14 protein-coding genes are annotated in these 13588 nt (G+C 60.0%); 10 read left to right on the top strand and 4 right to left on the bottom strand.

Features of this window, described 5'->3' with window-relative positions; genetic code table 11:
• Positions 1–9: 9 nt before the first annotated feature.
• On the bottom strand, positions 10–2076 hold the full coding sequence (locus VJX68_RS17965) for an NAD(+) synthase (protein ID WP_324097103.1): 2067 nt from the start codon (positions 2074–2076) through the stop codon (positions 10–12).
• Between the two features lie 385 nt (positions 2077–2461).
• Between VJX68_RS17965 and VJX68_RS17970 the strand changes: the two genes are divergently transcribed.
• From VJX68_RS17970 to VJX68_RS18000, 7 genes are all read left to right on the top strand, one after another.
• A complete protein-coding gene (locus VJX68_RS17970; RefSeq protein ID WP_324097104.1) occupies positions 2462–2629 on the top strand; it encodes a hypothetical protein in 168 nt (55 codons plus the stop codon).
• Positions 2630–2901: 272 nt separating this feature from the next.
• A complete protein-coding gene (locus tag VJX68_RS17975) occupies positions 2902–3510 on the top strand; it encodes a VOC family protein (RefSeq protein WP_324097105.1) in 609 nt (202 codons plus the stop codon).
• A gap of 44 nt (positions 3511–3554) precedes the next feature.
• Entirely contained in the window at positions 3555–4430 is an 876-nt protein-coding gene (locus tag VJX68_RS17980) for a fumarylacetoacetate hydrolase family protein (RefSeq protein ID WP_324097106.1), read from the top strand.
• A 1150-nt stretch (positions 4431–5580) separates the two neighbouring features.
• Complete coding sequence (locus VJX68_RS17985; RefSeq protein ID WP_324097107.1) at positions 5581–6723, top strand: acyltransferase family protein; 1143 nt, start codon at positions 5581–5583, stop codon at positions 6721–6723.
• Between the two features lie 220 nt (positions 6724–6943).
• Positions 6944–8263: a glycosyltransferase family 87 protein gene (locus tag VJX68_RS17990; protein ID WP_324097108.1), complete on the top strand. Its 1320-nt coding sequence runs from the start codon at positions 6944–6946 to the stop codon at positions 8261–8263.
• A 76-nt stretch (positions 8264–8339) separates the two neighbouring features.
• Positions 8340–8948, top strand: coding sequence for a glutathione S-transferase family protein (locus VJX68_RS17995; RefSeq protein WP_324097109.1), 609 nt, complete (start codon positions 8340–8342; stop codon positions 8946–8948).
• Positions 8949–8977: 29 nt separating this feature from the next.
• Positions 8978–9334, top strand: a complete 357-nt coding sequence (locus VJX68_RS18000; protein ID WP_324097110.1) for an MmcQ/YjbR family DNA-binding protein — start codon at positions 8978–8980, stop codon at positions 9332–9334.
• Positions 9335–9337: 3 nt separating this feature from the next.
• Here VJX68_RS18000 and msrA read toward each other — a convergent pair whose 3' ends face one another.
• Positions 9338–9838: a peptide-methionine (S)-S-oxide reductase MsrA gene (msrA, locus tag VJX68_RS18005; RefSeq protein ID WP_324097111.1), complete on the bottom strand. Its 501-nt coding sequence runs from the start codon at positions 9836–9838 to the stop codon at positions 9338–9340.
• A 108-nt stretch (positions 9839–9946) separates the two neighbouring features.
• Between msrA and modA the strand changes: the two genes are divergently transcribed.
• Genes modA through modC form a run of 3 tightly spaced genes read left to right on the top strand, consistent with a single transcriptional unit; the run spans position 9947 to position 12595 of the window.
• Positions 9947–10792, top strand: coding sequence for a molybdate ABC transporter substrate-binding protein (modA, locus tag VJX68_RS18010; protein WP_324097113.1), 846 nt, complete (start codon positions 9947–9949; stop codon positions 10790–10792).
• A gap of 6 nt (positions 10793–10798) precedes the next feature.
• On the top strand, positions 10799–11476 hold the full coding sequence (gene modB / locus VJX68_RS18015; RefSeq protein WP_324097114.1) for a molybdate ABC transporter permease subunit: 678 nt from the start codon (positions 10799–10801) through the stop codon (positions 11474–11476).
• 12 nt (positions 11477–11488) lie between these two features.
• On the top strand, positions 11489–12595 hold the full coding sequence (modC, locus tag VJX68_RS18020; RefSeq protein WP_324097115.1) for a molybdenum ABC transporter ATP-binding protein: 1107 nt from the start codon (positions 11489–11491) through the stop codon (positions 12593–12595).
• A gap of 240 nt (positions 12596–12835) precedes the next feature.
• Here modC and VJX68_RS19395 read toward each other — a convergent pair whose 3' ends face one another.
• Together VJX68_RS19395 and VJX68_RS18025 are read right to left on the bottom strand one after the other, a co-directional pair.
• Positions 12836–13234: a metalloregulator ArsR/SmtB family transcription factor gene (locus VJX68_RS19395; RefSeq protein ID WP_414643499.1), complete on the bottom strand. Its 399-nt coding sequence runs from the start codon at positions 13232–13234 to the stop codon at positions 12836–12838.
• On the bottom strand, positions 13116–13478 hold the full coding sequence (locus VJX68_RS18025; protein ID WP_324097116.1) for a hypothetical protein: 363 nt from the start codon (positions 13476–13478) through the stop codon (positions 13116–13118). Before VJX68_RS18025 ends, VJX68_RS19395 begins: the two co-directional genes overlap by 119 nt.
• Positions 13479–13588: the final 110 nt, after the last annotated feature.

Below are 13588 nucleotides of genomic sequence, written 5' to 3' on the forward strand. Positions count from 1 at the left end.
ATGGCGAGATTAATCTTTGTCGGGGATCGACTTCAATTGCTCGAGCCATGCGCTCGCTTCGCTGTCCGAGGGCGCGCGCCAGTCGCCGCGCGGCGAAAGCGACCCGCCCGAACCAACCTTGGGCGCATTCGGAATGGCGCTGCGTTTGAACTGGCTCAACTGAAAGAACCGGTAGAGGAACGTATGCAGATGCCCCTTGATGGTCGCGATGTCGTACTGGTTGCGGCGCTCGCGTGGAATGTCGGGCCATTCGCCGGTGTCCTTGTCGCGCCACGCGTTGTACGCCAGGAACGCGACCTTCGGCGGCGGGTATCCGAAGCGGAGCGTGTAGTACAGGAAAAAATCGTGCAGCTCGTAGGGACCAATCGTCGCCTCGGTGTCGTGGCTGGGATGCCCGTCCGCCGACGTGCCGGGAATCAGCTCGGGGCTGATCGGAGTCGCGAGAATTTCGAGCAGCGTCGCACTCGCTTGTCGGCCGAGGCTTTCGGTTTGCGCCAGCCATCGAATGACGTGCTGGATCAGCGTTTTCGGCACGCTCGCGTTGACGCTGTAATGCGACATGTGATCGCCGACGCCGTACGTGCACCATCCGAGCGCAAGCTCGCTCAGGTCGCCGGTGCCAACCACCAGCCCGCCGCGCAGATTCGCCAGCCGGAAAAGATGGCTTGTGCGCTCGCCGGCCTGCACGTTCTCGAAGGTGACGTCGTAAACCTCTTTGCCCTCGGCGTAGGGATGCCTGATGTCCTTGAGCATCTGCATGCAGCTTGGCCGGATGTCTATTTCGTCAGTCGAGCAGCCGAGCGACTTCATCAAACGTCGCGCCTGCTCGAGAGTTCGCGCGCTGGTCGCAAAGCCCGGCATCGTCACAGCGAGAATATTTTTGCGCGGCGTGCCGAGACGGTCCATCGCACGTGCGCATACCAGCAGCGCATGGGTCGAATCGATTCCGCCCGAGACTCCGATCACGACGCGCTCGAGTCCGGTCGAGCGGATGCGCGTCGCGAGGCCCTGGACCTGGATGTCGAAGACTTCGGCGCATCGCTCGTCGCGCGTCGCGGGATCGGAGGGCACGTACGGGAATCGCTCGTAGCGCCGATTCGGCAGCATCTTGCCGCGGCGCGGCATTTCCGCCGAAAATGAAATTCGCCGGAACCGCCGCACCCGCTCGAGCTCGCGCTGTGCCGTGTCGCCGAACGTGTTCTGACGCATCCGCTCCTGTGACAACCGCTCGAGATCGATTTCCGCGCATACCACCTGCGGCTGATCCTTGAAGCGCTCCGACTCGGCGACGATGTTGCCGTTCTCCGCGACCAGCGCGTGACCGTCCCACGCGAGATCAGTCGTCGATTCACCAACGCCCGCCGCCGAGTATGCGTACGCCGCGATACATCGCGCGGATTGACTGGCGACCAGCGCGCGGCGGTAGTCGGCCTTGCCGACCGTGATGTTCGACGCCGACAGGTTTAGCAGCACGGTCGCGCCGGCCAGCGCCGCGTATGACGACGGCGAAATCGGCACCCACAAGTCCTCGCAAATCTCGGCGTGGAACGTGAGCAGCGGCTGCTCCTCGTGCTGGAAGATGAGATTGTTGCCGAACGGAACGGCGCGACTGCCCGCGAGATCGATCTCGTCGCGCGTCGCGGCGTCGGCCGAGGTGAATTGCCGCGGCTCGTAGAATTCGCGGTAGTTCGGGAGATTGGTCTTAGGCATGACGCCGAGAATCTTCCCGCGATGAATCACAACCGCGCAGTTATATAGATGATGCTCGATCTGGAGCGGCGCGCCGACCACGCTGACGATCGACAGCTTCGCGGTCGCCTCGACCACCGCGGCGATCGCGTCCAGGCATGCATCGAGCAGCGCGCGCTGCTGAAACAGGTCGTCGCACGAGTACGCCGTCAGCCCCAATTCGGGGAACAGCGCGAGCACCGCCTTGCGCTCGGCGGCGTCGCGAATCAGCGCGATGGTCTGCTCGGCGTTGTAGGCAGGATCGGCGACGCGCACCGACGGCACTCCAACCGCGATTCGCACGAAATCGTGACTGTAGAGATTGAAAAAGTTGCCGTTCCTGGTCACTCGCGTCCTCTAGGAAGACTGTGCCGATTGTAGGCGGCCGGTACAAGATTGCCCTATTCGACCGGAGCCAGTAGTCAAAGCACGTCTCACTTTTATCTCACACCGTCTTTTTCTTTGTGTCATCCCGAGCGTAGCCGAGGGAACCCCGATCTTTTTTCGACGCCTGTCGACGCACCCCCAACCACGGCACACGCCGAGATGTCTACGTCGGCGAATCCGGGATTCTTCGCTTCGCTCTAGAATGACACAAAGAGAAAAGACGCGAATCTCCTTAATTTTCAGCTATTTAGCTCGAAGCCCGCCCTCGTTCAACGCATTGAACAAATTGTTCAATCGAATGTAACGCCTATTTGAATGAAGAGGCCAAAGAACAGGAGGAACGGTGATGCTTTCCACACTATATCACGAACAGTTCGGCCCGGTTGATGGTGAGCAAAAGGCCAAGGACCTCAAAGCCCGGCTCGGCGACCAGCTCGACGAGATCGCGGTCTTCGCGTTGGTGGCCGTCGCCGTCTTCTACATCGCAGCCGCGAGCTGCTGGTTCATTTTGTAAGGCGTCAATCCCCCGAGCGCGCCCTGGCGGGGAGTATCTGTGATGAACGGAGCCCCCGCCAGGAAAATCAAAAGCGAGTCGGGGAATTAGAAAGTTTCGAGTCCCACGCCTGCCGGTGCGTCCCTTAAGGGGGGCACGCACCGGCGGGTGTCCTTTTGGCGTGCGCGAAAGCGCGCCCCCGCCGTCTTGTTCGGCGGGTCGATCATTGCGATAAGAGGGCAGCGGCACCGGTGACTGCACCGAGGCGCAACGCCGTCGAAGGAGGACTCGCGATGCCAGCAAACTCGGCCGACAAGGGAAACGGAACCCGGCGCGTCGTGCCCGCGAAATTCGCACACGCCGTGCTCGCCACCAAGCAATTCCAGGCGATGGTCGATTGGTACACCACCGTGCTGCAGGCCGAGGTCGTTCACAGCAACGGCATGCTCGCGTTCATGACCTACGACGACGAGCATCACCGCATCGCGATCGCCGCCGTGCCCGGACTCGAAGACAAGCCGCGGCACTCGGTCGGGCTGGACCATCTGGCATACACTTACGCGAATCTCAGCGACCTGGTTTACACCTACGAGCGGCTCAAGCGGGCCGGCATCATGCCAGTCGTGACGATCAACCACGGCCCGACCACCTCGATGTACTATCGCGACCCCGACGGCAACCGCGTCGAGCTGCAAATCGACAATTTCGATTCGGTCGAGGAACTGAAGGGATTTTTCCAGAGTGACGCGATGCGGAAAAATCCGATCGGGGTGAACTTCAACCCCGACGAGCTCGCGCGCGACTTTCACGCCGGCGTGCCCGAGTCCGAGCTCAAGAAGTACGACGCCACCAAGGGACTCGACCCCGAAACGATGCGGCGCCTGGTCGGCCTCAACCGATGATGTGAAAATAATTTTACGGAACGAACCTGAGCGGCTGGAGTCGAATGAAAATTGCAACTTTCACCCATGACGGCGCGACGCGGATCGGCGTCGTCGTCGAGGACTCGATCGTTGACCTCGCGGCGGCGGAGCCCGAGTTGCCGCGCGAGATGATCGCGTTCCTGCTGGAGGGTCCGTACGCAATCGATCGCGCCGCGAGCGCGGCAAAGAAGTCAGCGCGCCGGATTGCGCTGGCCAGCGTCAAGCTCGAGGCGACCATCGCTCGTCCGCCGGAGTTCCTCGCTATCGGGCTCAACTACGCGGACCACGTCGAAGAAACAAAGATGAAGCGCCCCGAGTTTCCGATGTTCTTCAACAAGCAATCGAGCTGCGTGACCGGACCCGGCGACCCGATACATCTGCCGCGCGCGTCATCGGCGCTGGATTACGAAGGTGAGCTAGGATTTGTGATCGGCCGGCGATGCCGTCATGTGCCGCGCGCTCGCGCGCGCGAGGTGATCGCCGGCTACGTGATCGTAAACGACGTGAGCGTCCGCGACTGGCAGCGCCGCGCGCCGACGATGACGCTGGGCAAGTCGTTCGACACGCACGGGCCGGTAGGGCCGTGGATCGTAACGCCGGACGAGATTGGCGATCCGCACAATCTGGACCTGAAGACGTTCGTCAATGGCGAACAGCGCCAGCATTCCAACACGAAAAACCTGATCTTCGATTGCTTCGCGCAAGTCGAGACGCTTTCGACGGTCTTCACCCTGCTCCCGGGGACGATCGTTTCGACCGGCACGCCCGGCGGAGTCGCAGCCGCGATGAACCCGCCCAAATGGCTCAAGGTGGGCGACGTAGTTCGAATCGAGATCGAGAAAATCGGCAAGCTCGAAAACAAGGTGATCGCGGAACCGGCTGGTACCGACCTAATTTGAGCGGTTGACGTCCCAGATACCTGTCGTACTTTTGTCGCCACGGCAAAATCGCCTCGCTCGTTCGATGCGGCCTGCACTCGAAGCCGAAAGCCGAGTAACGCAAGCGGTTTTGACGCAACAAGTTGCGCCTGATTGAGTGTTGAAATCGCTAGGCGTTGGAATCAGCCGCTTCAGCGCGTGCGTGCCTCTGATAGCCGAGGAATGAAATAAGTAGCGTCAGCGACAAACTGTTGCATCATCTCTACAATTTGTAGCCATCGGTTGACTGAAGGCGGAAGCGCGCCAGCTATTAGCGACGCTGTTGATCAACAGCTCGTGGCACATTGATTGCTGTGTCTTCTTGCGGGAGAGGCGGTTCGGACGGGCGGGATGAAAGTATCAAACGCACTGGGGAGGGCGCGAGGATGCTGCCAACGGCGTCAAATGGAATCCGCTACACGGAACATGAGATAAGCCAGGCAAGACCCTCGCACCCTGGAAAGCTGGGCCGCCTCCTCCTGAAATTTCGTCCACCGTGGCACGTGGACTACTTTTTCCAGAAGCCGCGCCGCTCGATCGACCGCGACCTGCAAGAGCGCTGGCCAACGGATTATCCGCTGTAGAGCGGCCGTCTCCGTCTCCTTTCGCATTCTGATACTTGCGCCGTAACGCTCACTGGCATCCGTTGACGGGCTATGCTGGTATGCGCACGTGAATGGCGAACGAATCGCCTCGATACTGCGGCGGTGTGCGGTGACAGTGGGGGTTGCTATGAATCGACGTACTATTGAGATCTATCGACGCGCTTGCCCGCCAAGCTGGCTGAGGCCAGTCCCTCGTTCATAAAGGGAGGCAACATTTTCGATCAACGTATTGACTGTGACTCCGTAAATGCTCGCCTACGATCTCACTGCACTCTCAGTGTCCGGCCGCGTTTCTAGTAGAGGATGCTCTGGCGCACCGTTTTGTTCCTGGAGAGCATTCGTACTGATGGGCTGCTTCGTGGCACTGTTCCTAAATTGCAATTTCGCGGTCGGTTCGATCGTCCTTTTCGCTTTGATGGGATTGGTAGTGCGACGAGCCAGGTATGCGACGAAGACGAGCGCGGCTATCTCTGCAGCGCCACAATAAGGAGAGGTTCGCCGTCGGCCGCGCCGAACCATCACGAAATATGCTGGCTTACAAATCGCTCCGGGGCAGCGCGTCATCTGACCATCTCGACCTGGTGCGGGGCGGTGCGGCACTTGCCGTGATGCTCGGTCATTTGCGCAACCTATTTTTCGTGGATTTTTCGGAAGTCGCAGGGAACTCCACCCCGCTGGTCAAGATTGTGTATTTGGTTACGGGCTTCAGCCACTACGGGGTAATGATCTTTTTCGTGCTGAGCGGATTTCTGGTTGGTGGCAGTGTGCTGCGCGGGCGAATGGATGGGACATGGAGTTGGAGCCTCTATTCCACGAATCGGCTTACACGTCTTTGGGTTGTGCTGATTCCAGCCTTGTTGCTCGGCGCGATTTGGGACCATTGCGGGATACACGTCTTCGGGACCTCGGGAATCTACGGCGGGGTGGCACGCGCCAACGTCGGCATATTCGCGGTGCCGCCTCGGCTCTCCGCAATCGTCATGCTTGGCAACGCGCTTTTCCTGCAAGACATCTTAACTCCGACGTTTGGCTCAAATGGACCGCTTTGGAGCTTGAGTTATGAATTCTGGTACTACGTGCTCTTCCCACTGATGGTGCTGGCCTTTCCGTTGGGGAAGGTCAATTGGTCCACAGTTCTACACGCGACCGCCATCTTCGTGATTGTGTTCTTCATCGGCCAGTGGATAAGCCTGTATTTCCTGATTTGGCTCCTAGGTGCTGCGATAAATTTTGCCCCAGAACAGTCAGGGCGGCCCGGCAAAATCTGGGTCGTGATGGCGACCGGGGCTGTGGTGTTGGTCGTCGCTGTACTCAAATTCAAACCCGGCACTACTGAATATTCCGATTTCCTTGTTGGAGTCGCGTCGGCCACTTTGATCTTCGCTTTGTTGCGCAGCCGTGCTCGGAGCACCTCGGGATTCTATTCCCGAACTGCGCGCGGGCTGGCTGGCTTTTCCTATACTCTATATGTCTCACATCTGCCGGCGCTGATATTTATTAGCGCGTGTCTCGTTCCGCGACGACGATGGCAACCCGATGGCGTCCATATTGCAGTGGTGACGGCCCTGGGTATCTGCACACTCGCATACGCATTCGTGATCGCTCGACTTACCGAGGACCGGACGGGCGCAGTCAGATCTCGCGTGATTGCTGTTTTCGGCCTACGTTGACCTAAAACTCACGATTACCGATGAGATACATCGCAGAGGCCGATTTTCAAAAGCGACGGTCAAGCGGTCGCGCCCAATCCTCGCCGTGTGCGCATCGGCCGCGAACTCCAAGAACGCGAGCCGATCGATCTGCTCTAACTGGCCGGCCTCCGTCTCTTCGCGCTCATTTGGACCGCGACCTTCACTGGCATCGAATGGCGGGCTGTGCTGGTATGCGCACGTGAATGGCGAACGAATCGCCGCGATGCTACGGCGGCCTGCGATGTTGGCGCTGATCTGGATCGCCGCACTGTGGAGGTTCATCGGCGCATTCACCCACTTGCCTCCGCTGGCGCATCGGCTGGATTTCGCGAATTACTACGATTCCGCCCTTGCGTTGCGCTACGGACTCGATCCGTACACAACCAATCTCACCGCGATCGGCAATCGCGTAGGTTTTGAAACCGGTCCGCTGATTCATGCTTCCGAGACCCCCGCCCTTTTGCTCTGCCTAGAACCCCTGACGCTATTCCCTCCGGCCGCCGCTTTCTGGATCTGGATTTCGCTGAACCTCGTGGCGCTGGCGGTTGCCATCTACCTGCTGGTCCGTAGACCGGGACTCGATGCAAGTACCGGGTGGCTGCTGGGCGCGTTGATTCTCGCCTTCTATCCGGTCGGTTGGAATTTCTTCTGGGCGCAGTCGCAAGCGCTGACCATGGCGCTTTTGGTGATCGCGATGCGCGCATTGGAGGACGAGCACGAAGCCACGGCCGGACTGATCATCGCAATCGCGGGGTTGCTCCGGGCGTTCCCATTTCTGCTGCTGGGATATTTTGCGCTGCGGCGAAATTGGCGGGCGTTGAAATTTGCGATCGCCGGAGCAATCGGCGGCGCGCTTGTTGCCGTCGCGATTCTTGGATTTGCGCAATGCTTCAGCTTCCTCAACGGCGCAAAATACGTGGCGGACCGGGACCGGATGATTTTCCCGTTCGTCATCTCCGTCGCTCCGTTTGTCTCGCGAATGTTCTGGGCGCTGTTCGGAGAGTCATCGAGTCTCGCGGCCAACTGGTTCCGCCAGACGGCAATTGTTGCAGTCGATGTGCTCATCCTGACCATGACCATCCGTGCGACGCTAGTCGGAGTCGGCCGACGCGACGACAACTCGCGAATCTATTCGTTGTGGATCGGGACGTCGTTGTTGGTGTCGCCAATCGCATGGCATCACTACCTGGTGCTGCTGGTAATTCCGTTCGTGCAAATCGCCGGGGCCGCCGCCCAGAATCGAGCGAGCCGCCGCGCACTCTGGATGGCTGTCGGGAGCTATCTGCTGGCTAGCGTCTCGGTGCCGATCACGTATCGGCTGCTAGCGCGGCCAACCGCATTTCAGCTTGCTTTCCCGACTCTGTCCGCGCCCCTGTTGGAAACCGGCTTCTACACGCTCTTGATGGGATACGTTGCGGCTTATTGGTTCGCCGTCGATTTGAAAAGTGACGTTCAAGCGGTCGAGCCTCGCGATCTCATCGAGCGTGCACCGAACGTAATGAAGGTGACTGGCTCTTAGCGTTGCTCTCCCGTGACCTTTGTGCACAAGACGGGTTAAATATCACGACGCGACTACAGCAAGACGGGAGAATCGAATGAAAATTTACGACTTCAAAATGGCGCCCAATCCCCGTCGTGTGCGCATCTTCCTGGCCGAAAAGGGAATCAGCGTGCCGCTCGAGGAGGTCGACATCTTCAAGGGCGTCAACCGACAGCCCGAGTTCCTCAAAAGGAATTCGCTCGGGGGAATCCCCGTGCTCGAACTCGACGACGGCAGGTATCTCGCCGAGAGCGTCGCGATCTGCCGCTACTTCGAACTGCTCCATCCAGAGCCGGCGCTGTTTGGCAAGGGCGCATTCGAGCAGGCGAACATCGAGATGTGGAATCGGCGGATGGAACTGGCGCTGTTCGTGCCGGTCGGGATGGTGTGGGGGCATTCGCACGAATTGACGCGCACGAGAATCAAACAAATTCCCGAAATGGGAGAGCAGAGCCGCAAGGTCGTCGAGCAGCGCTATCAATGGCTCGAGCGCGAGCTCGAGGGCAAACAGTTTATCGCCGGCGACAAGTACTCGATCGCGGACATCACCGCGATGGTCGTCATCGACTTCGCCAATTTCAACAATATTTCGATTCAGCCGGAGCAGAAGAATCTCGCGCGATGGCATCAGGCGGTCTCGTCGCGTCCGAGTGCAGCCGCCTGACGATGCCGCGTCCAGCTCCAATCGAAAGGTTGCGAAAGATCTGTCTTGCGCTTCCCGACGCCACCGAGAAGGAAGCGTGGGGCGAGCCGACGTTTCGCGTGCGCGGCAGGATGTTCGCGATGTACACGAACAACCACCACAACGACGGGCGTATCGCGGTCTGGTGCAAGGCGCCGCTGGGATTCCAGAGCATGATGGTCGCCGAGGCGCCGACGCGCTTCTTCGTGCCGCCGTACGTCGGCGTCAACGGATGGGTCGGCCTGCGCCTCGATGTCGACGTGGACTGGAAGGAAGTCGCCGGCGTCGTCGACCAGGCCTATCGGATGGCGGCCGAAAAGCCGGCGCGCGCGGCGCGCTCTAAAAAGTCCGCGGCCGCGCGCAGCTGATTCTTAGTCGATTCGTCCGTGTATTCCGCAACTCGGCGCGATACCCATCCGCTCGTAGTAGCGCTGATGATATTCCTCGGCGCGATAGAACTCCGCCGCCGGCACGATCTGCGTGACGACCGGCCGCCCGAGCTTGCCGGATTGGTCGAGCCGCCGTTTCGATTCCTCGGCGGCCTTGCGCTCATGCTCATCGAAATAAAAAATTATCGACCGGTATTGAGTGCCGACGTCGGACCCCTGCCGGTTGAGAGTCGTCGGGTCGTGAATCTGCCAGAAAACTTCCAGCAGTTGCTGGAACGACACGCGTGCGGGGTCGTACTCCACCTGCACGACTTCGGCATGCCCGGTCTTGCCGCCGCAGACCGTTCGATAGCTGGGCTTGGGAACGGTGCCGCCCGCGTAACCGACGGCCACGTCGACGACGCCCTCGACCGCGCGAAAAGCCGATTCGACACCCCAGAAGCATCCCGCGCCAAGTACCGCAACTTTGTTCGTGTTCGCCATTCGCCTACTTAACGATGACTCTCTGCGCGAATCAATCCTCGCTTAACCTTGAGGAAACCGCCGCCGACCCTGTGCGACCTTCAAAACCTGTGCCATTATTCAAGCGGTATGGCAAGTATTATAGCGGGCAACAAACTGCGGTCCGTGAACCCAATCCTTATTCTCGCCGCTCTTCTCCTTTGTATGTGGTCCCCCGCCGACGCCCGCGCCGCGGAAATCAAGATCGCGGCGGCGTCAGATCTGACGTTCGCGTTCAAGGATGTAGCCGCGCAATTTGAAAAGCAAACCGGCAACAGCATCAAGCTCACGTTCGGTTCATCCGGGAATTTTTTCGCGCAGATTCAAAATGGCGCGCCGTTCGATCTGTTCTTTTCCGCTGATGTCGGCTATCCCCAAAAGCTCGAGGCCGCCGGCCTGGCTGAGCCCGGCACCATCTACGAATATGCGAGCGGAAAACTCGTGATGTGGGTTCCCAATGCGTCGAAGCTCGACCTGAGCCGCGGCCTTGCGACGCTGCTCGACCCCGGCATCAGGAAGATCGCGATCGCAAATCCACAACACGCGCCGTACGGCAGCGCCGCCGTCGCGGCGATGCGTCATGCGGGGGTTTACGGCAACGTCGAGAGCAAGCTCGTGCTCGGCGAAAACATCTCGCAGACCGCCCAGTTCGTTCAGTCGGGCAATGCCGATGTCGGCCTCCTAGCGCTGTCGCTTGCGGTTGCGCCCGCGATGAAGAACAGCGGACGCTACGTCGAAATCGCTCCGGCTGACTACCCGCCGCTCGTTCAGGCCGGCGTCATTCTGAAATCGTCGCGCAACAAGGAGCTGGCGAACCAGTTTCTGAAGTTTCTCAAGGAGCCTGGAACCTTAGCGCTGATGGAGCGATACGGTTTCTCGATTCCGAAAGACGTCGCCTCGGCCCACGGCGACAGCGAAATGTCTCCGCCGCATTGACCGCCAATGGATTGGAGCGCGATTTTCCTGACAATCCGGCTCGCGCTGGTCGTTTGCGCGATTTTGCTGCTGGTCGGCACACCGATCGCGTGGTGGCTCAGCTTCACGCGCTGGCGATGGAAATTTTTCGTCGAATCGATCGTCGCGCTGCCGCTCGTGCTGCCGCCGACCGTGCTCGGCTTCTACGTGCTGGTCGCGATGGGTTCTCGCAGTCCTTTGGGCCGCTGGTACCAGTCGTTTACCGGCCATGGGTTGCCGTTCACGTTCGAGGGCCTGGCGATCGCGTCGGTTATCTACAGCTTGCCGTTCGCGGTACAGCCGATGGCGGCGGCGTTCTCGCAGGTGGATCGCAATCTGATCAACGCGTCGTCGATGCTCGGCGCCTCGCGAATTCGCACTTTCGTCCGGGTCGTACTCCCGCTTTCGATTGGCGGGGTGGTCACCGGTTTCGTGCTGAGCTTTGCGCACACGCTCGGCGAATTCGGCGTGGTGCTGATGGTCGGCGGCAACATCCCGGGCGTGACGCGGACGGTCTCGATCGCGATTTACGATCAGGCCCAGGCGCTCGACTATGCCGGCGCCAATCGCATGGCGCTGCTGTTGATGGCGTTCTCATTCGTCACGCTGTCGATCACGTATTCGCTCAACCGCCGAGTCTGGGCGGTCTGGCCGATGCATCGCTAGCGGTCGCGAACGATGGCAACCGGCAAGAGCTTATCGGTGCGAATCACGCATCGGCTGTCGAACCGCTTCGCGCTCGACGCCGCGTTCGAGGCGTCGGCCGGCTTCACGATGGTCCTGGGGCCGTCGGGCGGCGGAAAGACCACCCTGCTGAATTGCATTGCGGGATTCGCGCGGCCGGATACCGGCTGTATAGCTCTCGGCGCGCGCGTGCTGTTCGATTCGGACGGGCGCATCGACATGCCAGTGGCGGAGCGTCGATTGGGCTACGTGTTTCAAAATCTCGCGCTTTTTCCCCATCTGACGGTCGCGCAAAACGTTCAGTATGGGATCGCGAATCTTCCCGCCAACGAACGCCGCGCGCGCATGATGACGATGATCGAGTCGTTTCGAATCGCGCATCTGCTCGCGCGCAAACCCGGCGAGATTTCCGGCGGCGAGCGACAGCGCGTCGCGCTCGCGCGCTCGCTGGTGATGAACCCGGCAGCGTTACTACTGGACGAGCCGCTGACAGCGCTCGACAACGCGACCAAATCGAAAATCCTCGATGACTTGCGCGCCTGGAACACAGCCCACGAAATTCCAATTTTGTACGTAACCCATTCGCCCGAAGAAACGTTCGCTCTAGGAGAGCGCGTGGTAGTGCTGGAAGGAGGACGTATCCTCGCGCAAGGGATGCCGCAACACGTACTGACAACTCCGCGCCACGAAACGATTGCGCAGGTAGTAGGCTTCGAAAACGTGTTCGACGCGACGGTGAGATCGATCGCCGAGACCCAGGGCACGATGCTGTGCCACCTGGACGGCAGCGCAACTCAACTGGAGGTCCCACTAGGCCACGCGGAGCCAGGCGCGCGAGTAAGAATAGCAATCCGTGCCGGCGACATAATCATAGCGAGCGATCAACCCCACAACTTAAGCGCCCGCAACTCCTTTCAAGGAAGAGTCCTATCAATCCGCCGCGAAGGCGTACGGGCAGTAGTAATGATACAAGCCGGCGCGGAATTCGAGGTGCACCTAACACCGGCAGCAATAGATGCGTTGCGATTGGAAGCCGGGAAACAAATCTGGCTCGTAATCAAGACCTACTCGTGCAATCTGGTCGAGCCTTCGTCGCGATGACCGAGGTAAGCTGTCAACGCACTGGCAGAGCGCTAAACCTAGTCCCAACTACCCCTTCCGATGCGGGAAGGGGAACGATCGCTTTGAGGGGATGCGCGGTGGCTGGAGCCGTACCTGGCTGGCTTCGAGCGGGCGCCCCTTCACCAATCGCTCTGAGGGCCTTACGGGTAGGTATAGATTAAGAAGTTCGCGGGAAAGTCACCATGCATGCAGACATGGTGGAAAGCGCTTCGGAAAAAATCATCGGCGTCGGACCTCGTCCGCGTCGTCGAACCAATCGAGCCATTTTCCGACGGTTGTGTGGAGGTTTGGGAGTTCCAGTACGTAAACTCTTTCGCGGCCTCGCTTCTTCACTCGCACCAGCTTTGCGCACTCCAGGATGCGGAGGTGGCGGGTGGTTGTCGGCCATGAGCATGAGAATCGCTCGGCGATCTCGCCTGCCGTCATCGCGCCGCCGCGGAAGCGCAGTACCAGTAAAATCTGACGGCGCTGGGCGTGCGCGAGCGCGTTGAAGACATTTTCAGTCTGCCGGATTTCGGAGGCGGCGCGCGAAGTCACAACGCGAGGCCGGCATAGTGCGGAAATTCTGTCGCGGGATGGCCGTTCCGCGCCTCGCACATCTGTTCCATCGGCTCCCACAGCGCGAGTACTTCGGATGCTTATGCGCCCCCTCGAAGCCGCGGTCCTTCCACGCGAACACCTCGACAAAGCATGAAGTCTTGTCGGTGTCGCGCCCCTGCAGGGCCATGCGGGGCTGCTCGTTGACCAGGCCGAGTTTCCGAAGCGTCGGCCAGTGACGTTTGAGCAACTCGATGAAGTCCTTCTCGCGTCCGGCTTTCACGCGATAGGTGCAGACGACAATCTGATCGTTTGCTTTCGCCATGAGCGATACTTAGCACTTGTGCTAAGTATTGCTCAAGATTTCAGCGCCGGTTGGGCGGAAGTTGGTGCCCCCTGCGGGATTCGAACCCACGGCCCCAGGATTAGGAATCC

It is taken from the genome of Binatus sp. (SeqCode), assembly GCF_035272065.1.
GTDB lineage: Bacteria > Desulfobacterota > Binatia > Binatales > Binataceae > Binatus.

Excerpts from the sequence above, each read along its gene's own strand:
- VJX68_RS17970 (WP_324097104.1), top strand. The coding sequence starts at position 2,462 with ATGCTTTCCACACTATATCACGAACAGTTCGGCCCGGTTGATGGTGAG.
- VJX68_RS17975 (WP_324097105.1), top strand. The coding sequence starts at position 2,902 with ATGCCAGCAAACTCGGCCGACAAGGGAAACGGAACCCGGCGCGTCGTG.
- VJX68_RS17980 (WP_324097106.1), top strand. The coding sequence starts at position 3,555 with ATGAAAATTGCAACTTTCACCCATGACGGCGCGACGCGGATCGGCGTC.
- VJX68_RS17985 (WP_324097107.1), top strand. The coding sequence starts at position 5,581 with ATGCTGGCTTACAAATCGCTCCGGGGCAGCGCGTCATCTGACCATCTC.
- VJX68_RS17995 (WP_324097109.1), top strand. The coding sequence starts at position 8,340 with ATGAAAATTTACGACTTCAAAATGGCGCCCAATCCCCGTCGTGTGCGC.
- msrA (WP_324097111.1), bottom strand. The coding sequence starts at position 9,838 with ATGGCGAACACGAACAAAGTTGCGGTACTTGGCGCGGGATGCTTCTGG.
- modA (WP_324097113.1), top strand. The coding sequence starts at position 9,947 with ATGGCAAGTATTATAGCGGGCAACAAACTGCGGTCCGTGAACCCAATC.
- modB (WP_324097114.1), top strand. The coding sequence starts at position 10,799 with ATGGATTGGAGCGCGATTTTCCTGACAATCCGGCTCGCGCTGGTCGTT.
- modC (WP_324097115.1), top strand. The coding sequence starts at position 11,489 with ATGGCAACCGGCAAGAGCTTATCGGTGCGAATCACGCATCGGCTGTCG.
- VJX68_RS18025 (WP_324097116.1), bottom strand. The coding sequence starts at position 13,478 with ATGGCGAAAGCAAACGATCAGATTGTCGTCTGCACCTATCGCGTGAAA.